This window comes from Halobacillus sp. Marseille-Q1614 (assembly GCF_902809865.1).
In the GTDB taxonomy this organism is placed as follows: Bacteria; Bacillota; Bacilli; order Bacillales; family Halobacillaceae; genus Halobacillus_A.
Window position 1 is genome coordinate 3,564,579 of the sequence record NZ_CADDWH010000001.1, and the last position, 18,930, is coordinate 3,583,508.

Annotated in this window: 19 protein-coding genes; 7 read left to right on the forward strand and 12 right to left on the reverse strand. The window is 42.4% G+C overall.

Annotated elements, in window-relative coordinates:
• Positions 1-20: 20 nt before the first annotated feature.
• The 7 genes from HUS26_RS17860 to HUS26_RS17890 form a co-directional block, all read right to left on the reverse strand.
• On the reverse strand, positions 21-1,145 hold the full coding sequence (locus HUS26_RS17860; RefSeq protein WP_173918387.1) for a S8 family peptidase: 1,125 nt from the start codon (positions 1,143-1,145) through the stop codon (positions 21-23).
• Between the two features lie 213 nt (positions 1,146-1,358).
• Positions 1,359-1,979, reverse strand: a complete 621-nt coding sequence (locus tag HUS26_RS17865) for a response regulator (protein ID WP_173918388.1) — start codon at positions 1,977-1,979, stop codon at positions 1,359-1,361.
• 286 nt (positions 1,980-2,265) lie between these two features.
• Entirely contained in the window at positions 2,266-3,261 is a 996-nt protein-coding gene (locus HUS26_RS17870; RefSeq protein WP_173918389.1) for a zinc-binding dehydrogenase, read from the reverse strand.
• On the reverse strand, positions 3,261-4,214 hold the full coding sequence (locus HUS26_RS17875) for an ArsA family ATPase (RefSeq protein WP_173918390.1): 954 nt from the start codon (positions 4,212-4,214) through the stop codon (positions 3,261-3,263). The genes HUS26_RS17870 and HUS26_RS17875 overlap by 1 nt, the downstream gene beginning before the upstream one ends.
• A 17-nt stretch (positions 4,215-4,231) precedes the next feature.
• Positions 4,232-4,498, reverse strand: a complete 267-nt coding sequence (locus HUS26_RS17880) for a cory-CC-star protein (protein WP_173918391.1) — start codon at positions 4,496-4,498, stop codon at positions 4,232-4,234.
• 12 nt (positions 4,499-4,510) lie between these two features.
• Positions 4,511-4,891, reverse strand: a complete 381-nt coding sequence (locus HUS26_RS17885; protein WP_173918392.1) for a hypothetical protein — start codon at positions 4,889-4,891, stop codon at positions 4,511-4,513.
• Positions 4,892-4,952: 61 nt separating this feature from the next.
• The gene (locus HUS26_RS17890; protein ID WP_173918393.1) at positions 4,953-6,689 is read right to left on the reverse strand and encodes a carbon starvation protein A; all 1,737 of its coding nucleotides are present in this window, start codon (positions 6,687-6,689) and stop codon (positions 4,953-4,955) included.
• A 245-nt stretch (positions 6,690-6,934) separates the two neighbouring features.
• Here HUS26_RS17890 and HUS26_RS17895 point away from each other — a divergent pair, with 245 nt between their 5' ends.
• The 4 genes from HUS26_RS17895 (at position 6,935) to HUS26_RS17910 (ending at position 10,546) form a co-directional block, all read left to right on the forward strand.
• The gene (locus HUS26_RS17895; protein WP_173918394.1) at positions 6,935-7,531 is read left to right on the forward strand and encodes an aminodeoxychorismate/anthranilate synthase component II; all 597 of its coding nucleotides are present in this window, start codon (positions 6,935-6,937) and stop codon (positions 7,529-7,531) included.
• The gene (gene pabB, locus HUS26_RS17900; RefSeq protein ID WP_173918395.1) at positions 7,528-9,255 is read left to right on the forward strand and encodes an aminodeoxychorismate synthase component I; all 1,728 of its coding nucleotides are present in this window, start codon (positions 7,528-7,530) and stop codon (positions 9,253-9,255) included. The genes HUS26_RS17895 and pabB overlap by 4 nt, the downstream gene beginning before the upstream one ends.
• 11 nt (positions 9,256-9,266) lie before the next feature.
• Positions 9,267-9,635: a thiol-disulfide oxidoreductase DCC family protein gene (locus HUS26_RS17905; protein ID WP_173918396.1), complete on the forward strand. Its 369-nt coding sequence runs from the start codon at positions 9,267-9,269 to the stop codon at positions 9,633-9,635.
• A gap of 83 nt (positions 9,636-9,718) precedes the next feature.
• Positions 9,719-10,546 (forward strand): STAS domain-containing protein, encoded by an 828-nt coding sequence (locus HUS26_RS17910; RefSeq protein WP_173918397.1) that lies wholly within the window; start codon positions 9,719-9,721, stop codon positions 10,544-10,546.
• A gap of 43 nt (positions 10,547-10,589) precedes the next feature.
• Here the strand turns inward: HUS26_RS17910 and HUS26_RS17915 are convergent, their stop codons facing one another.
• The gene (locus HUS26_RS17915; protein ID WP_173918398.1) at positions 10,590-11,594 is read right to left on the reverse strand and encodes an NADP-dependent oxidoreductase; all 1,005 of its coding nucleotides are present in this window, start codon (positions 11,592-11,594) and stop codon (positions 10,590-10,592) included.
• Positions 11,595-11,723: 129 nt separating this feature from the next.
• Here HUS26_RS17915 and HUS26_RS17920 point away from each other — a divergent pair, with 129 nt between their 5' ends.
• Entirely contained in the window at positions 11,724-12,431 is a 708-nt protein-coding gene (locus HUS26_RS17920; protein WP_173918399.1) for a GNAT family N-acetyltransferase, read from the forward strand.
• Between the two features lie 135 nt (positions 12,432-12,566).
• Positions 12,567-13,340, forward strand: coding sequence for a DUF4037 domain-containing protein (locus tag HUS26_RS17925; protein ID WP_173918400.1), 774 nt, complete (start codon positions 12,567-12,569; stop codon positions 13,338-13,340).
• Positions 13,341-13,374: 34 nt separating this feature from the next.
• Here the strand turns inward: HUS26_RS17925 and HUS26_RS17930 are convergent, their stop codons facing one another.
• Together HUS26_RS17930 and HUS26_RS17935 are read right to left on the reverse strand one after the other, a co-directional pair.
• Positions 13,375-13,740 carry a DUF779 domain-containing protein gene (locus HUS26_RS17930; protein ID WP_173918401.1) on the reverse strand — a complete coding sequence of 122 codons (366 nt, stop codon included), beginning with the start codon at positions 13,738-13,740 and terminating at the stop codon, positions 13,375-13,377.
• A gap of 294 nt (positions 13,741-14,034) precedes the next feature.
• Entirely contained in the window at positions 14,035-15,555 is a 1,521-nt protein-coding gene (locus HUS26_RS17935) for an aldehyde dehydrogenase family protein (RefSeq protein ID WP_173918402.1), read from the reverse strand.
• Between the two features lie 292 nt (positions 15,556-15,847).
• Here HUS26_RS17935 and HUS26_RS17940 point away from each other — a divergent pair, with 292 nt between their 5' ends.
• A complete protein-coding gene (locus tag HUS26_RS17940; RefSeq protein WP_173918403.1) occupies positions 15,848-16,723 on the forward strand; it encodes a 5'-3' exonuclease H3TH domain-containing protein in 876 nt (291 codons plus the stop codon).
• 39 nt (positions 16,724-16,762) lie between these two features.
• Here HUS26_RS17940 and HUS26_RS17945 read toward each other — a convergent pair whose 3' ends face one another.
• Positions 16,763-18,028: a helix-turn-helix transcriptional regulator gene (locus tag HUS26_RS17945; RefSeq protein WP_173918404.1), complete on the reverse strand. Its 1,266-nt coding sequence runs from the start codon at positions 18,026-18,028 to the stop codon at positions 16,763-16,765.
• A gap of 237 nt (positions 18,029-18,265) precedes the next feature.
• Positions 18,266-18,898 carry an SDR family oxidoreductase gene (locus HUS26_RS17950; protein WP_173918405.1) on the reverse strand — a complete coding sequence of 211 codons (633 nt, stop codon included), beginning with the start codon at positions 18,896-18,898 and terminating at the stop codon, positions 18,266-18,268.
• Positions 18,899-18,930: the final 32 nt, after the last annotated feature.

The following is an 18,930-nucleotide window of genomic DNA, read 5'->3' on the forward strand; positions in this document are numbered from 1 at the left end:
TTAAAAGGGGTCAACGGTCATTATTGGACAGCTGCTTCAGCATTCACAAGGCCGTTTCCATAATCAAATGAATCGCCAAGGGGAGTAGCGGTTTCATTTAACAGGTTACGAACCTCCTGGTTGCTCAAACTGCTGTCATCAGCCATTACAAGCGCGGCTACACCAGCTACGTGCGGACTGGCCATAGAAGTACCATTAAACGAATCATAACTATTTTCCGGCACCGAACTTAAAATATCCACTCCCGGCGCCATTACTTCAAGCTCATTTCCGCGGCTTGAAAAAGAGGCAACTTTATTGGAACTGTCGACTGCACCTACAGCCATAGCTGTATCATACTTGGCTGGGTAGCCGATCGTATTAAAAGGACCAAATTTCCCTGAATTCCCTGCAGCAGCAACGACGAGAATGCCGCTTTCGTACGCATTGTCAACGGCTTCTTTAAGTGCAGAAGAACCGACGGATCCGCCAAGGCTCATGTTAATAACATCCATGTCATTAGCAATAGCCCACTCAATTCCTGCTGCGATTTCACTATAGGCTCCGCTTCCTTCACCGTTTAATACTTTAACAGCATATAACGCAACATCCGGAGCAACACCCAGGACACCTACATTATTATCAACTCCAGCAATTGTACCGGCAACATGAGTGCCGTGGCCATTTAAATCGTCAAATGGATCAGGCTCAGAGCTTACAAAGCTCGCGCCGCCTGCCACGTTTAAGTCCTCATGGCCAGCTTCAATCCCTGAGTCAAGAACAGCCACTTTTACACCAGAACCTGTATTTCCTGTCGCCTGAACATCATCGGCATTTATTTGCGAGATGCCGGGGGGAGAGGTCTGGGCTAACGCTTTAGCTTCCTGGTCTTTCTCCACATATTCTACATTTGGGTTGTTTTCGAGAGCTTTGACTGCTTGTTCAGGCAGCTTTGCTTTTACAACGTTCATGTATTGATACTGGTGTTCGACTTCTCCGCCTAAGCTTTCTATGGATAAAGCATGGGCGCCTTTAAATTTAACTAAGTAATCTTCAACAGGAGAATTCTTGCTTTTAGAATCGGCACTTACCATTCCGCCAAATGCTGCGGTAAGGGCGAGTGTAAGTATGAAAATTAAGCTAATCCACTTCCACTGTCTCTTCATCATTCGTCCTCCTCGTTTTCCATCACATCAACTACCCGGGTAAACGTTGTATGTAATTCTGAATTGTCACAATTATATGATAACACGGAAGTAACCGTATTGTTATTGGGAAAGTGGGGAGTAGATGGAGACTCTTAAAGGTGAAAATGCTTAAGAAGTTGCCCAAGTTTAATGAAAAAGCTCCTGCCAATTTTGAATTGGAGGAGCTATTTTTTAATGAGTGTACCACTCGTATAATTTTTTGGGACGCCCGATTTTTTGATGCCGGATAACCTGTTTTACTTTACCTTCTTCGAGCAGATGCATTAAGTAACGGTACACCGTAGGGTAAGCGAGCCCGACACTTGATGAAATTTCATCCACTGATTTAGGGGTTTCATTGTCCATTAGGCAGGAGGCGACAGAGTCGAGGGTTTCTTTGCTGATTCCTTTTGCTGTATAAACATCATCTTCGACGGCCAGCCTTTTTCTCATATTTACGATTTGAATGTGAAGGTGGATTCTTGAGATTAAATCCAGGGGTTTAATAGGTTTTAATGAAAAGTCAGTAGCGCCTTCTTGTCTGAACTGAGCCGCTACATCTTCCCGGTCATCTTCTGTTAATACAAGAATCGGTACCTGCTGATTTTCAAAACGCACCTGCTTTACGAACTCTAATCCGTCCAGAATGGGCATATGGTAATCGACAATAATGATATCGTAATGATTTTTATTAAATAAATAGAGCCCTTCACGACCATCTGAGGCTGTATCAGCATACAGGCCGTCCTTTTCGCATAAGCTCTGCATTAACTCACGCATGGATGGTTCATCATCCACGATTAGGAGCTTCATCCTCTAACACCCTTTCTCAACAAAACATAGCCGTATTAATTTACTATAATATTATAATGTAAAAACACTGTTGGCAATGGATTTCAAAGAAATGATGCAGAATCGTAAATTGTTATCTTTTTCGTTGGATTTGGGAGGGCGCTATCTTTTCGCAGACAAACGTTTGAGCTTCCTCGCAAAAAACGCGCTGCGGGGTCCCGGCCGCCCGTTTTTTAAGCAGGATTCTCGCGTCAGCCTATTAAAAATAAACCCCTGTGACGCTAGGGGGCTCACAGGGGATGTGGAACTAAGCTTCTATTGTAAAGCCAATTTTTCCAAAGTTCTTCGAATCTCTTAGATACTCAAAAGCTTCTTTGTACTCGGACAAATTAAACATCCGGTCGACTTCAGGCTTAATCTCATGTTTTTCAATGAACTTAACCATTTCTCTAAATTCTTCTGCACTGCCCATCGTAGAACCGAGCAGGTTGTATTGGCCGTAAAAGAATTGGCGGATGTCAACCTTAACTTCATCTTCGGTTGTAGCACCGAACGTAACAATTGTACCGCCTTTACGGATGATTTCAAGCGACTTATTAAATGTCGCCTGGCCAATGCTTTCAACTAGAAGATCGACGGTTTCATTCTTAAGCTCTTCTTTCCAGTCGGACTGAGTTAGAATAGTTACGTCTGCCCCGAGTTCCTTCGCATTTTTTAATTTTTCCTCACTGCGGGAAGTGACAATTACGCGAGCTCCTGCTGCTTTAGCAAACTTCAGCGCGAATGTAAGAACTCCGCTGCCTATACCCGGAAGCATAACCGTGTCGCCTTCTTTTACTTTTCCTCTCGTAAATAAGACGCGGTATGCCGTCAGAGCTGCGAGAGGAAGAACACCCGCTTCATTCCAGTTTAAATGCTTAGGTTTATGTTCTACGTTAGAGGCTGGTACCGTAATGTATTCGGCAAATGTGCCGTGATCTGGCAGGCCTAAGATTTCAAAGCCTTGAGGAGGAGCATCGCTGTTTTTCTCCCATCCTAACCCAGGATTAATAATGACTTCATCGCCTGGGGCAATAAGCTTTACATCTTCTCCGACAGCTTCTACAACACCTGCTCCATCTGATCCTGGAATGAGGGGAGGCTGATCAGTTTTGTGGCGGGAGGTTACCGCAATGTCCCGTCGATTCATTCCGGCCGTTTTTAATTTAATTCTAACCATATCTCCTTGTACGTCGGGCTGGTCAAAATCCCTGTGAGATAATCCGTCCAGGCCTTCTGTTTTTTCATGTACAATTGCTTTCATTACGTCGTTTCCTCCTTGATCATCGATTGGAGATGCTCTGCGAAAATGGACAGCTTGTCCATGTCAGACACATCTTCCTCAAATAAAGGTACTTGAATCGTGCGTTGTCTTTTAAAAGTTTGGTTGATCTTGTCGAGGTAATTTTTCTCCTGCCTGCGTCTCTTGGCAAGAAACTCTCCATCCGCATAGTCGGGCAGCACTTTGTTAATGATCAGCGTCTTAATGTGAAGGTGGTGCTGATCGAGCTGTTTAATGGCCTGTTTCGTTTCTAAAATAGGCAGGCGCTCAGGAATGAGTACAAAAATAAAGCCGGTCTGTTTCGCGTCTAAAACAATTTCTCGTACAGCCGCAAATTTTTCTTTTCGTTTTTGCAGGATTTCATAGATTGGATCGTCTACAGGCTCACCGTCATTTAACAGTTGTGTGTAGTTATCATTGATTTTCTTTCTCTTTTCAAGCATTCCATCAATCCAGACACTCATTAATTCAGGGAGTGTTAATAAGCGGATCGTATGGCCAGTAGGTGCTGTATCAAATACTATCTTATCAAATTCGTCCGCCTCTTCTAAAATAATAGATATCAGACGATCAAAAAGAGCAGCTTCATCGGCTCCCGGAGAAGCACTTGCCATATCGATCTGCCGGTGAACTTCTTCCACCATGCGGGATTTCACCAGCCCCTCAAGATTCTCTTTCACGCCCTGAATATAGCGTTTTGATTCCCGGTTAGGGTCAACTTCGATGCCCCATAGATTTGCTTCAAGCGGTGTTTTGTCGTGTTTGATTTTTTTATGAAAAATATCTCCTAAGTTATGGGCCGGGTCTGTCGATACGATCAGTGTCTTATAACCGCTTCTGGCTAGTGCCAGTGCGAGCGCAGCAGAAGAAGTAGACTTACCGACACCGCCTTTTCCGCCTATAAAAAGGATTTTGTTCTGCTGTAGTTCGTTCATAAGGATGGACACTCCTTTTAGCAGCATCTAATTCCATCAAGTGGTGACTTTTCCATCCCCATTCGTAGATGCCAATCGTGAAATTTTTCAATGATATAAGGGTAGAGCTCTAACGTGTAGTAAAAGGCGGGATTAGGAATCCCAAGCATGTCTGAATAGACCAATAGGAGGAAGAGGTCATCTTCATCCCTTAGTTCTCTGGCTACTTCGTTTTTATGGGGAAGACTCAAAATTTGATCATATAATTCAAACATTCGTTTCAATGATAGTTTTTTCTTAGTCATACACTCACAACCTTACGTCATCATTTCTTTAATAAGTGTATCATAATCATCGTTTAATCCTTCTTCTGCGTAGTGGCCGTTAATAAAAACAGCGTAATACTTCACTCGCAGAAGAAGGTTCTTCAATGCTTCTATAATCGATAGGTTTCCTTGTTTCACATGCTTATAAAAGTAATGCTGAATTGCCAAGAGATTTCTCGGGTCTAAAAAGGTAATATGAAGCTGGCTTTTATATTGGTCATTTAATTTACGATAAAGCACACCTAAGCGCTGTCGGTCCTCATCAAGATAGGCAAATTCATCTTTCATCTCCACAAAGCCGTCACTACAGATTCCCCCGCAGCAGCCTAATCCAATTTCTTTCTCGGCACGGATGATCATAACCTCAACCATTTTCATCACCTTTCTTAGACAAAAGGAAAGCCGCACAATTTAGGCGCGGCTTTCTTTATTTTTAAGCACTTTTCTCAATCTTATTTTGATCTCCATTCATAATAGCGGAAATCGCAACCACCATAATCCATAGGGCAAAAACAAGAATAATGGAGCCGAAGATGAATAGCAGCCAATCGCTTTGACCTGTCCATGGCGCCCATTGAGTAAGCACTTGAATACCCATGGCGTATAATGTCATAAACATGAGGAAAGCCATCGGGATTAAAGTCGGCCAATAAGCTCTTCCTTGGCGTTTCAGCCAGATCGAGATGAGCAGTAAGCTGATCCCTGCCAAAAGCTGGTTTGAAGTACCGAACAATGGCCACAGCAGGTAACCGCCGGAACCAAACCCATTCGGACCTTGTGGAATAAGAGTCAGCGCAGCACTTGATACAACTGCAGTAGTAGTAGCAACGTGAGTTTTAGTTAGAGGCTTAACATTATATTCCATACCAAGCTCAGCAATAATATAACGCATTAAACGAACAGAAGAGTCGAGTGTTGTCGCTGCAAAACTTACTACAATTACAGAAACAATAGTGGCCGCTACAGAAGTTGGAATTCCAAGGCCTGCAGCCAGTCCGCTGGCCCCTTGAATAAAGACGCCCAGTCCCGCTCCGTTAGCTGCTGTGAACCCGCTGTAAGTGGCAGTGAATTCAGCAGTGGAAGGGAAAAAGGTGATAACGGCAATAATTGCAATTAAAGCTAATGCACCTTCACCGATCGCTCCTAAATATCCAACAAAACGAGCATCTGTTTCTTTATCAAGCTGCTTGGAGGACGTTCCGGAAGATACCAGTCCGTGGAATCCGGAAATGGCACCACATGCAATGGTGATAAACAGCAGCGGGAACCAGGATGTATCAGCATTCGGGTTGGTGACGGGTGCCGTAATATCAGGGTTTGTAAATAGCAGTCCTAAATAAAGCAAGCTTAAACCTACAACGAGCTGATGTGAATTAATATAGTCACGCGGCTGTAATAGCTTCCATACCGGAAGTGTGGATGCAATATATACATAAACCATTAGTACAATAATCCATACGAAGAAGGCTGTCGCTGTAGCATCAAGTCCAAATAGTCCTTGAGCTCCTTCGCCGCCAAAGTAACGAACGAGGTCAATTTGTAATACAGGAAAATAACTGGCGATAATAGCAGTTCCATACATAACGGCCAGAGCCGCTAATGAAGGAAGCAGCATTCCTCCTTTTCGATTGTATACACGATAACCTATCCAAATGGCAAGCGGAATTTGGATGAAAACGGATAGTACGCTTGCTGGGAAAGAAATAAATAAGTTGGCAATAACCCAGGCAAAAACGGCGTTAACCATTAAAACAAGCAGTAAAATGATAAATAAGAACAGAACTTTGGCTCTTTGTCCAATCAGTTTATGTGCTAATGTTCCTACTGATTGTCCTTTATTACGAACTGATAAAACTAATGTACCAAAATCGTGAACACCTGCTGCAAAGACGGTACCAAGAAGTACCCATATAATAGCAGGCAGCCAGCCCCAGTACACAGCGATGGCAGGACCTACAATTGGTGCTGCACCCGCAACAGACGTAAAGTGGTGTCCCCACAGTACAAATTTGTTTGTCGGAACATAGTCCACCCCGTCTTTGTACTTGTGGGCGGGTGTCGTATAGTTAGGATCCAGGCGATAAATCTTTTCCGCTATAAATTTAGAATAATATTTATATCCTAAGATAAAGACAATACCTCCAGCTAAAGCAAGCCAGATCGCACTCATATTAACCCCTCCTTAAAATGGATACATCATAAGCTGTTTGTTTTGTATACGCTTACACATGTGCCTTTATTATACTATGGTAATTTTCAAATTTTCAAATTATTTCTCTGATTTATCAAAAATTTCTACAAAATTATCCATGTTTCTCCATGAAAAGCATTAATAACAAAGAAAGGGACCGTGAAAAATAGTGAAAAGACCGATATAATAGAGCTGAAGATACGACAAAAGAGAAGGTGTACAACATGATCCTATTAATAGATAACTACGATTCATTTACGTATAATCTTTTTCAATATTTTAAACAAATGACAGAAGATGTAGAAATTGTTCGCAATAACGACATCAGCATTGAAGATATAGAAAGACTCTCACCTGCTCTAGTTGTATTCTCACCTGGACCGGGCACGCCGGCAGATGCTGGGGTCTGCAGGGAAATTCTTGACCATTTCCATAAGCGAATCCCTATTTTAGGGGTGTGTTTAGGACATCAGGTGATCGTTGAATATTTTGGCGGGAAAATTGAAAAAGCTATGAAGCCGATGCACGGAAAAGTAGTTAAAATCAGCCACGATAACCGTTCTGCCTTCAAGAACCTTCCAAGTCCGCTTAAAGTTACCCGCTATCATTCTTTGCAGGCGTCACGGTCAGGCCTGCCTTTATGCCTTGAGGTAAGTGCGGTGAGCGAGGGTGATGAAGCGGTTATGGGAATAAGACATAAATACTTTCCTGTTGAAGGCATTCAGTTTCATCCTGAGTCCATCATAACGGATTATGGATTCGAAATACTCAATAATTTTTATCAAAAAGCACTGACCCATCAGCTGGAGGTGAGCCGATGAGTCTGCCGAGATTATTGTTCGATTTTGAAAATGCTGAAGGGACAAAGGAGGAGCTTGAGTTCTCAAACCCTCTGGAGGTTATTACGGCCCATACGGTAGAAGAAGTCGAACCAGCTTTTAAAGAAGCAGAGAAGAAGCTGGAGAAAGGCTTTTACCTTGCTGGTTATGTCTCTTATGAAGCGGCGCCCGCCTTTGATAAGGTGTACAAAGTAAATAGTCTCTTCAAGTGGCCTCTTGTCTGGTTCGGTGTTTTTAGAAAACCTGAAGTGTATCACCGAACAAAGTCACCTGAACCCTACAAGGTTTCTCACTGGTCGATGGAAGGCAATTTTGAGAGTTACCAAACAGGGATACAGCAAATTAAGGACGCAATTGAATCTGGGGATACGTATCAAGTCAATTATACGACAAGACTTTCTGCCGAATTTTCAGGAGATGCCCTTTCTTTTTACCGCCAGCTTGCTGCTAATCAGAGAGCAGGATACAGCGCTTATTTAAATATTGGCGGGGAGCGGAAGATTCTTTCAGCGTCACCTGAACTTTTTTTTAGAAAAGCAGGCGAGACCCTGCAGACGAAGCCGATGAAAGGAACCTCGAAAAGAGGCCGTACACTGGAAGAGGATGAAAAACAAAAATGTTTCTTAAGGAAATCAACAAAAGAACAAGCCGAAAACTTAATGATCGTGGATCTGCTGCGTAACGATTTAGGGAGGATTGCCGTCCCTGGGTCCATCCATGTACCGCGGCTGTTTGATGTGGAAACCTATCCAACCGTTCATCAGATGACGTCTACAGTAGAGGCCAAAGTAGAAGAAAATACTGCGATGTGGGATATTTTTTCTGCTTTATTTCCTTGTGGATCGATCACGGGCGCCCCTAAAATCCGGACGATGGATTACATTGCCGATTTAGAACAATCACCGAGGGAGGTATATTGCGGCGCTATTGGTTATATAACGCCAGAGAAAGACGCGGTCTTTAATGTGCCAATCCGTACAGTTATGCTGACGGGCAGCCGGGCTGTGTACGGAACGGGCGGCGGAATCACCTGGGATTCTACACCACTGGGAGAGTATGAAGAGCTTCAGACTAAAGCGAAGCTGCTTACTGAAAAACGACCTGATTTTAAACTGCTTGAGTCAATGAGATTGGAAGACGGCGAATTTCCCATGTTTTCTTATCATTTAAATCGGTTGAAAAATTCATCCATATATTTTAATTACTGCCTTAACGAAAAGTTATTAAATCAGAAAATTGAAGAGTTAAAGAGATGCTATACACACGGTACTTATAAAGTTCGCCTGCTTGTGAGCGAACACGGGGAAGTTGAGGCGGAGGCGGCAGAAATCGTTGAAGATATAAATGAAATGAAGGGATGTTTAGCTGATCAGCCTGTTGATAAAGCCAATCCTTTTCTCTACCATAAAACTACTTACAGAGACGTCTATGATGTCCACCAGAAAGATGGGGCCGGTTTAATTTTACTGTGGAATAAAGAGGGACAATTGACAGAGTTCACCATCGGCAATTTTGTCGTAAAACATAAGGGGAAATTACTCACACCGCCAGTCGAATCGGGGTTATTAAGAGGAACGTTTCGGGAAAGCTTAGTAGAAAAAGGTATAATAGAAGAACACACCCTCTATAAAAAAGACCTGTCTTCCTTTGAAGAAATCTGGATGATTAATGGTGTAAGAGGATGGGTGCGAGTAGATCTTCTCTAAGGAGGCATTCTGTGAGACATGTGGTTTTTTACGACGCCCGGTGTCCATTTTGCTACTACCTGAAAAAAACGCTTCGGCGGCTTGATTGGCGTAAAAAAATAAAATGGGTTTCTATACAGGAAGTAGAAAAAAGTGAAGGTTACCCTTATTTAAAAGGACGAAACATTTCAGAAGAAATACATCTGTTAACTAACCAGGGACAAGTTGCAGCTGGTTTTGATGCCGTGCGCCTTCTGCTGCTTCAGCTGCCGCCCGTTTCTATCTTTGGCCTGCTGAGCTATTTACCCCCCGTAAATTTAATAGGACCCCCTTTTTACAGGTGGTTTTCCAGCCACCGTTATGAGTGGTTTGGCCAGTATGAGTCTCCTCGCTATGATTAAAAAGCTTCTATTCGATTTTACAATCCCGTCAAAAATACTTATTATTTAGATATAATAATCTTTAGTGCGAGGGGTTTTTAACTATGAAAGAGGAATTGAAATACATCGGGGCTAAAATTATTGGTAACCGGTTAAAGCTTGCCGAGCAGCTGACAGATGTAGAAACCGACAGCTATGCAAGAAGTCTCGACCGGGAGGATCTATCGCGCGAGCAGATCCTTCAATTCAGGAGCGAGATTTTCCAGTACCTCGGTGAATCGTTAACAGATGATTATCACCTCGTCGAAAGAAAAGTTATTCAATGGGCGAAACAGGTTGGAGAGGTGTCTGTAGAAAGCAATATTCCTCTTGATGATGCGATTGCTGTAATAGGACATTATCGAACGGTCGTATGGGGAACTTTTGACGAAGAACTCGATTCAAAACAGTTTCATGCCATTACGATATTAGATGTAAATAAGTTTATTAATCCATTAATTGACCAGATTATTCTGCAGTTGAGCCAAATTTATATTGCCCATCATGATCAAAGGATGAAGAGAACACAGGACAGACTGAAGGAAATATCAGTTCCTGTTGTTCCAATTGCTGATGGTGTGGCTGTCCTGCCGGTTGTAGGAGAAATTGATCCAGATAGAGCTCAGCTCATCATGGAAACTACCTTGCAGAAAAGTACTAGACTGCAGCTGCAGTATTTGATTATTGATATTTCTGGGGTCCCTGTGATCGACAAACCCGTTATCCATTCACTTTTTCAAGTAACCCACTCGCTTCAGCTTGTTGGAGTAGAGACAACATTAACCGGTATTCGAGCGGAAATCGCCCGTTCCATTGTTGAGCAGGGGATGGAGTTTCGTGAAGTAAAAACCCGTGCCAATCTGCAGCAGGCATTGGCAGAGATCGGCGTTTAATATTAAAAGAAGCGTAAGGAGAATCCTTACGCTTCTTTTGTATTTATTTAGGATCTGCTATTTTTACAAGCTGCTTTCCGATGTTTTCTCCTGTAAAGAGGCCGAAAAATGCATCAGGAACGTTTTCAAATCCTTCTTGGACTGTCTCTTTGTAAGTGATTTTCCCTTCTTTTACCCATTGAGATAAATAGGTGAAGCCTTCTTTAAAGCGCTCCTGATAATCGCCTACGATAAAACCTTTAATAAGGGAACTTGACTTAATTAAATGCATCTGAATGCGCGGCCCTTGATCCCCTGGCTTATTGTAGGAGGAAATCGCCCCACACTGAGCGATTCTGGAAAACTTGTTAAGAAGAGGGTAAACAGCATCTGAAATATCTCCGCCTACGTTATCGAAATAGATATCGATACCATCAGGACATGCTGCTTCTAAAGCATCCGAAACATTTTCCTCTTTATAGTTAATCGCTGCATCTACACCGAGCTCCTGTTTCAGATACGATATTTTTTCCTCTGTACCGGCAATTCCGACAACGCGGCAGCCATAGATTTTCCCGATTTGTACGACGGTAGATCCTACAGCACCGGCTGCACCGGAAACGACTAAGGTTTCTCCTTCTTTGGGTGATCCGATATCAGTTAAGCCAAAGTACGCCGTTAATCCCGGCATTCCGAGGACTCCAAGCGAAGCAGTAACCGGGCCGAGAGATGGATCAATCTTTCTAACTTCAGCAGCTTTTACTATCAGCTGCTCTTTCCATTCAAGAGCGCCTGTAACGATGTCCCCTTCCTTAAGGTTAGAAGAGTTCGATTCAATCACCTGGGCGATCGCTCCGCCTGCAATCGGCTCATTTAATTGGAAAGGCTCTATATATGATTTTGTATCACTCATACGCCCTCTCATATAAGGGTCAACTGAGATGTACAGCATTTGTACTAATACTTCTCCTTCTGAAGGGGAGGAGGGCTGCTGCGTTTCTATTACTTTTAAATGTTCATGGGTCGGAGTAGTTTCTGGACGTTTAACTAACTGAATTTCTCTGTTCATTTATCAATCACTCCTTAATAGGGGGTTAAATTACATTTTATCTTGGGACCTCCTTGAGATGGAAATAATCGGCTTATAGTTAGAACATTCAGCGGGGTGTGGTATTTTTAAATATGAGGGGGCAAGTTCATGAAAATCGTATATGGTGAAAATTTCATTACTATTGAAGAGGCAGATGAGCTGACAAATGAGGAAATCTTCAATACCTTGGAACAAATCGAGAAGCAGTATAAAAAAGTAGAAAATCTAACACTTATGCTGAGTCCTGAACGAAGTGTTTCATTAGAAAATGACCTGAGGGTAAAAGGCTATTGCTATACAGATGCAAAGGTTTTCTACTACCACCCATTAAAGAATTGGCGAACCCTTGATAGAACCGAAATAGAATGGGTATCGCCGGATGAGGATTCTTTTATGAAGCATTGGCTTAAAGTTATGGAAGGATCGCTGAATCCGAGAAGCGCTTTAAATATGGATGAACACATGAGCAGTGTGAAAAAAGAATTAGGATCTGCTTATAAAAAATCCTGTTTAACCGCCAGCATTGATGGCGAGATTGCAGGGGTAGCTATGCCCCATATCGAGCCGGGAACAAAGGGAGAAGGCCGTCTCTTTTATTTTGGTATGCTTCCCAATCATCGAGGGACTGGGTTGGCGAAGGATATTCATTTAGCGTCACTTAAACTGCTCGCAGAGGAATTTGACGCGTCTTATTACATAGGAGCCACAAGCCACAAAAATACCCCCATGTTGAAAGTATTTGAGAATAACGGCTGTCATGAGAAGGCAAGAAAAAAAGTTTATAAGAAAAAAATCACACCACAGCCTTTTCAATGAATCTCTCTATCTATATAGCAATAATGGCAATACTTTGGTAAGGTGTAGGTAACTTGGTAACTTACATAACTTTCAGAAAAGTAACACTTTAGTTATACATAAGTAGAATATTCCTAAAAAGGTTGGAGAGAACTGATGACTCTTAAACAATTAGCAATGACGGTAGCGCAGGCTTATGAGAAAAACTCCAAAGTTGAAGCCATTTATATTGCGGGCTCTCTTTCTAGAGAATGGGCGGATGAACATTCAGATATTGAATTGAACATATTGTGGGCTGAAGCTCCTGATAAGGAAGACCGCTTAGCCGTAATTAATGAAGTCCAAGGCGAGATTATCGATTTTCATGAGTACGAGGAAAATGAATGGTCGGAGGCTTACAGGGTGGAAGGCGTAAAGCTTGAGATCAGCAGTTTTCTTACAGAATCCGTACTGCGTAGTATCCAAAGGGTAACTAAAGAATTTGATACAAATGTAGATGACCAATGTATTGTAGCTTCAATCCATTATGGAATTCCTTTGTATGGAGAAGAGCTGCTCGATGGATTAAAAGCTAAAGTGCTCGTCTATCCTGAACAGCTGAGCGGTGAGATGATTGATGAATATTCCCGGTTAGAGAAACGCTGGGATAACCGTCAGGCCTTACTTGAGCGGGAAGACTGGCTGATGTTTTATTCTGTGCTGACTTCCGTGCAGTCCAGAATCATGGGGCTCTTATTTGGTTTGAATTGTATGTATGTTCATCATCCATCCTATAAGTGGCAGAAGGATGCCCTTGAAACGATGAATATTAAACCAGATCATATCCACGAGAGAGTAAATCGTGTCTTTCTTGAAAGGCCTTCCGAGGGGCTGAAGGAGATGGAAGCCATTGTGGAAGACGTCAGGAAGTTAGTTGAAGATAAAGAATAAAGCATAAAAAAGGAAGCCCTTACAAGGCTTCCTTTTATTGTGTCTGCGCTTTCAGCTCTTTATATTCTTCATCGGTAAAAGCTCTCGACTTTGATAAAAACCTTTTACCTTCTACGCCTTCTAAGGAAAACATACCTCCACGGCCTTCTACTACATCAATAATCAGCTGCGTATGCTTCCAATAGTCATACTGCTTTTTATTCATGTAGAAAGGAGTTCCGCCAATCTCTCCAAGAAGCACATCCTGACTGCCAATTAATAAGTCACCCTCTTGATAACACATAGGGGAGCTCCCGTCACAGCAGCCTCCTGACTGGTGAAACATAAGAGGCCCGTGCTTTTCTTTTAATGTGGCAATGAGTTCAAGGGCTTCTTCAGTAGCTGTTACTCTTTCTACCATGGTGGGTGAGTCACCTCCTTTTAAAGGTTCAGGCGATTTTCACATTTCGATTGTCCAGCTTCGTCTCGCAGTCCCTAGCGTCATAAGCAACCCGGCTATGTGAAGAAAGACCGCTTCACTTCGTCGTTTAGCTTATGCGTATGGGCCTAATCGCTCGCCTCCGCATTTCAATTGTCCAGCTTCGTCTCGCAGTCCCTAGCGTCATAAGCAACCCGGCTATGTGAAGAAAAGACCGCTTCACTTCGCCGTTTAGCTTATGCGTACAGGCCTAACCGCTCGCCTCCGCATTTGATTTTAGAAAAATCCTAGTTTCTGCGGGCTGTAACTGACGAGGAGATTCTTCGTCTGCTGGTAATGGTCGAGCATCATCTTATGGTTTTCACGGCCGACCCCTGACATTTTATACCCGCCAAATGCTGCGTGGGCAGGGTAGGAGTGGTAGCAGTTTGTCCACACTCGGCCGGCTTGAATGCCGCGTCCGAAACGGTAGGCTGTATTCATATCGCGTGTCCAGATCCCTGCTCCAAGTCCGTACAATGTATCGTTGGCAATCGACATAGCTTCTTCTTTGTCTTTAAACGTAGTGACAGATAATACAGGCCCGAAGATTTCCTCCTGGAAAACTCTCATTTCATTGTTTCCTTTAAACATTGTAGGCTGCACATAATAACCGTCGGCAAAGTCGCCTTCCATCTGATTGCGTTCGCCTCCGACTAAGCATTCAGCACCTTCTTCTTTTCCTATATTTAAATAGGACAGAATTTTATCCAGCTGCTCAGAGGAAGCCTGTGCTCCCATCATTACTTCAGGATCTAGCGGGTTGCCTGTTTTAATAGCTTTCACACGCTCGAGGGCTCTTTCCATAAATTTGTCATAGATGGATTCATGGATAAGGGCTCGTGATGGACACGTACAGACTTCACCTTGGTTAAGAGCGAACATGACCATTCCTTCAATTGCCTTGTCTAAGAAATCATCATCTTTATCCATGATATCTTCAAAGAATATATTAGGTGATTTTCCGCCAAGTTCTAAAGTAACAGGTATGATATTTTGCGAAGCGTATTGCATGATCATACGCCCGGTAGTCGTTTCGCCGGTAAATGCTACTTTATTGATTCTCGGGTTTTGAGCGAGAGGCTTACCAGCTTCTAAGCCAAAGCCGTTGACTACGTTCAAAACACCAGCCGGCAGTAAGTCTTCAATAAGTTCAAGTAAGTACATGAGTGACGCAGGCGTCTGCTCTGCGGGCTTTAGAACAATTGCATTTCCTGCGGCCAGTGCAGGTGCTATTTTCCATGTGGCCATTAGAATTGGGAAATTCCAAGGAATGATTTGACCGACTACCCCTAGCGGCTCTTTAAAATGATAAGCTACAGTGTCGTTATCGATTTCTCCAATCGTTCCTTCTTCAGAACGAATAACAGAAGCAAAGTAACGGAAATGGTCAATTGCGAGCGGAATATCCGCATTCAATGTTTCGCGGACGGCTTTACCGTTCTCCCATGTCTCCGCAACAGCCAGATTTTCCAAGTTTTCTTCCATACGATCAGCTATTCTATTTAAGATAAGGGAACGTTCGGTTACAGAAGTTCTTCCCCACGCGTCCTTTACTTTGTGAGCCGCATCTAATGCAAGCTCGATATCTTCTTCCGTTGAACGGGCGACCTGACAGAAATTTTTGCCTGTAACTGGTGAGACATTATCGAAGTATTGGCCTTTCACAGGGGGAGTCCATTCACCGCCAATAAAGTTGTCGTAACGCTCTTTAAATTGTACAATCGATCCTTCCGTGTTAGGAAATGCATATACCATCGTTATTTATTCCTCCTGTTTCAACGATTTAGTGCAAACGCTTACAAAAAGCCCCATAATATACCTTTGCACTTGATTCGAAATTATCACTGTCTCTGAATTTTGTCAATTATTAGACAACTATTATCTCGAATTCAAACGATTTTTGGGAATGTTTTTTTCACCTTCAGAGGCTGGGGACTTTTTGTTATAATTAATCTATTAATAGTCAGGCTCTTTTAATGTTGATAGAAAGGAAACAAGTTCCTTGTAAGGAAAGCTTTTAGAGCCAAATGATAAAGGAGAAGAATATATGACTACCACTAATAGAATTCTGCTCGTAGATGGAATGGCTCTGCTTTTCCGAGCATTTTATGCTACAGCTATGAGCAATTATTATATGATTAACAGTAAAGGAATGCCGACCAATGGCGTATACGGAATGATGAAGCACTTGTTTACGGCGATCGATAGATATCAGCCGACGCATGTTGTCTGCTGCTGGGATATGGGGAGCAAAACGTTTCGAAACGATATGTTCCCCGACTATAAAGCGAACCGGGGAGCACCTCCCGAGGAGCTAATCCCTCAATTTGATCTTGCTAAAGAAGTTGTCGGATCTTTGGACATACCAAATATTGGTCAAGTCGGATTTGAAGCGGATGACTGCATGGGTACACTGAGCCGTGAATATAGTGACCATTCCCAGGTGTTCATTTTGACAGGAGACCAGGATATGCTTCAGCTTCTGCAGCCAAATGTTTCTGTTATCCTATTGAAAAAAGGATATGGAAATTATGCGGAGTACAGAGAAGATTCCTTTTATGAAGAAAAAGGCATTACACCTCAGCAGATGGTTGATCTGAAAGCTCTAATGGGGGACAGCAGTGATAACTACCCTGGAGTAAGAGGGATAGGGGAGAAAACAGCTCTGAAGCTATTGATGAAGCACAAATCCATTGAAGGGATACTGGAAAATCTCGATCAGCTGACAAAAGGGCAAAGAGCTAAAATCGAGCAGGATCTTGAGATGCTTCACCTCTCCAGGAAGCTCGCCCGTATAAATTGTGAAGCTGACGTCAACTGCTCTCTTGAAGATGCTTTATTTTATATCGATGAACCCCGTATGGCCAGTAAATTTGATGATCTTGAATTTAGAAATTGGAAAAAGAATATTGTCGGCATGTAATAGAGGTCAGTCCTTTTAAGGGACTGACCTTTTATTCTTCTAATATAGATCCTTTTTCTGAGCCGTCTTATAACGGTTGGCTTCAATAAAGAGCATCGAGCATTTTTTGTACATTCTCTTCTCATAGTAGATTTCTCCCAGGAGCTCGAGATGTTCTTTATAATCCTCGTATTCGTTGAGCTCCCGGAAGTCTGGGATGATTTTTTTCTCAAGCTTTTCAATAAAAGAGGGCTTATGAGTTGTATGCAGGATGATGTGCTTGAGTACAAACAGTTTGTGAATGTATTTTAAGTCATTAGACTGCAAGGCTTCTGCTTCACCAAGTGAAAGATATTCCCACGCAGACTCTTCGCTGTTATTCCCATAATAGTGGGTTTCTGCTAATAGAAATAAAGTGCTGACTGTTGAGATGCCCTGTTTTTTCTTGAAATCTAAGGCCTCTTGCAAGTAATCAAGAGCCTGTTCATATTTTCCCTGATTATAATTAACGCAGCCTAAATTATGATACACCTTTCCTTGTTCAGTTAAATTAAGCTGATTTTTGGAGACTCGTAACAGCTTTAAGAAAAGGCGTTCAGCCACGTGGTAAACCTCCAGGCAGTTAAAGTTAATCGCAAGAAGGATATGGCAATCAGTGACCCTTTGATAGTTCAGGGAATTCTGATAGCTGTCGAGAGCAATTTCGGCATAATAATTGGATTCTACATACATGCGAAGACGATTGTAGGAAAGAGCCAGATGGTAGTAAAGCTCATGATCACTTAGCGGAAGCTGTTCTAAAACCTCGTCAGCCGAGTGAAAGTGTTTAATCGCATTTTTATAATCAGCAAGTAAAAAATAATGGAGACCAATTGTTTTGTAATAGAGAAAACGATATTCTTGGGAGGATTGGGAAAAAACATCGTGAAGTTCTTTTAGGGTTTTTTTAGAAAGAGGCTTACTTTTGGCAGCGAGTTTGTACCTGGATAAAATCACCTTATAAAGATTAGCCAGTTCAATGTTATGGTTCTTGGCAAGGCTGGATTTACATGTGCGGTAAAGCTTGTCCATAAGCTCTGTATCTTTAAACTTAATCGCTTCATGCCAATGAAAAAGCTGCTCATAAATATTATCATCGAATTCTTCATTTAAGTTATCAAGTTTGATATTGAGCTTTTCTCCCAGAAGGCGGTAAATCTCGTCACTGGCATTGATCGTATTATGCTCAATTTTGCTCAGGTAGGATGCGGAACAGATCCCTGAAGCTAATTCTTCTAAAGTTAAATCTCTGTATTTACGGTGCTGCTTGATTAATTGACCCTTCATCCAAAATCACCTCTTCTTCCTGACAGTAAAAACATTATAGCAAAAGATGTGTGAAAATAGTATGAGAAATGGGTATTTTGTCATATCCTGGTGTATCGGGCCGGTACCATTGTTTATCCTTCCGTCGGCGGTGGCATACGATAAATCATAATGAAGGGTATAATTAAGAAGACCGAATTTTAGAAAAAATGACCAAAAAAACAACCAACCGCCGTTTTGGGGTTGGTTGTTTTTTTATTAGAGAGTTTTTAAGGCGTCTTCAATCTGCGTATCACCTGAAACAAGTTCAAATGTTTTATGATAAGCATTTGGTTCCTGCAGGGAAGCGATGATTGTTTTAGCTACATCTGCTCTTGGGATATTGTCGCGTGCGACTTTTTCACCGACTTTTATTTTGCTTGTGCTTTCCTCATCCGTAAGGCCGCCTGGGCGAACAATCGTATAATCAAGCTCTGTTCTTTTAAGGTATTCATCCGCCTGGCTCTTCATATCAAGGTAAAATTTAAAGCTGCCTTCAGCTTCACTGGAATCATCCGCATTGATCGCACTTAGCATTACGAACTTTTTAATACCGAACTTCTCTGTGTGCTTGACTAAGTTAATTGCACCATCACGGTCCACTGCTTCTGTCTGGTCCGGACCTGTAGATGAACCGGAACCGGCAGCGAAAATAACCGCGTCCATTCCTTTAACGGCATGACCGACATCTTTCTTAAGATCGGCCAGTACAGGAATACCGCCAAGTTTTTCAATATTGCTCTTCTGCTCTTCTTTACGAACCATACCGTACGGCTCGTGACCATCTTCTTTTAAATATTGTATGAGTAAACGTCCTGTTTTTCCGTTAGCTCCCGCTACTAGTACTTTCATCGTTACAAAAACTCCCTTCATTAATTCTGCGT

Coding starts and splice junctions, on each gene's coding strand:
- HUS26_RS17860 (WP_173918387.1), bottom strand. CDS start 1,145: ATGAAGAGACAGTGGAAGTGGATTAGCTTAATTTTCATACTTACACTC.
- HUS26_RS17865 (WP_173918388.1), bottom strand. CDS start 1,979: ATGAAGCTCCTAATCGTGGATGATGAACCATCCATGCGTGAGTTAATG.
- HUS26_RS17870 (WP_173918389.1), bottom strand. CDS start 3,261: ATGAAAGCAATTGTACATGAAAAAACAGAAGGCCTGGACGGATTATCT.
- HUS26_RS17875 (WP_173918390.1), bottom strand. CDS start 4,214: ATGAACGAACTACAGCAGAACAAAATCCTTTTTATAGGCGGAAAAGGC.
- HUS26_RS17880 (WP_173918391.1), bottom strand. CDS start 4,498: ATGACTAAGAAAAAACTATCATTGAAACGAATGTTTGAATTATATGAT.
- HUS26_RS17885 (WP_173918392.1), bottom strand. CDS start 4,891: ATGGTTGAGGTTATGATCATCCGTGCCGAGAAAGAAATTGGATTAGGC.
- HUS26_RS17890 (WP_173918393.1), bottom strand. CDS start 6,689: ATGAGTGCGATCTGGCTTGCTTTAGCTGGAGGTATTGTCTTTATCTTA.
- HUS26_RS17895 (WP_173918394.1), top strand. CDS start 6,935: ATGATCCTATTAATAGATAACTACGATTCATTTACGTATAATCTTTTT.
- pabB (WP_173918395.1), top strand. CDS start 7,528: ATGAGTCTGCCGAGATTATTGTTCGATTTTGAAAATGCTGAAGGGACA.
- HUS26_RS17910 (WP_173918397.1), top strand. CDS start 9,719: ATGAAAGAGGAATTGAAATACATCGGGGCTAAAATTATTGGTAACCGG.
- HUS26_RS17915 (WP_173918398.1), bottom strand. CDS start 11,594: ATGAACAGAGAAATTCAGTTAGTTAAACGTCCAGAAACTACTCCGACC.
- HUS26_RS17920 (WP_173918399.1), top strand. CDS start 11,724: ATGAAAATCGTATATGGTGAAAATTTCATTACTATTGAAGAGGCAGAT.
- HUS26_RS17925 (WP_173918400.1), top strand. CDS start 12,567: ATGACTCTTAAACAATTAGCAATGACGGTAGCGCAGGCTTATGAGAAA.
- HUS26_RS17930 (WP_173918401.1), bottom strand. CDS start 13,740: ATGGTAGAAAGAGTAACAGCTACTGAAGAAGCCCTTGAACTCATTGCC.
- HUS26_RS17935 (WP_173918402.1), bottom strand. CDS start 15,555: ATGGTATATGCATTTCCTAACACGGAAGGATCGATTGTACAATTTAAA.
- HUS26_RS17940 (WP_173918403.1), top strand. CDS start 15,848: ATGACTACCACTAATAGAATTCTGCTCGTAGATGGAATGGCTCTGCTT.
- HUS26_RS17945 (WP_173918404.1), bottom strand. CDS start 18,028: ATGAAGGGTCAATTAATCAAGCAGCACCGTAAATACAGAGATTTAACT.
- HUS26_RS17950 (WP_173918405.1), bottom strand. CDS start 18,898: ATGAAAGTACTAGTAGCGGGAGCTAACGGAAAAACAGGACGTTTACTC.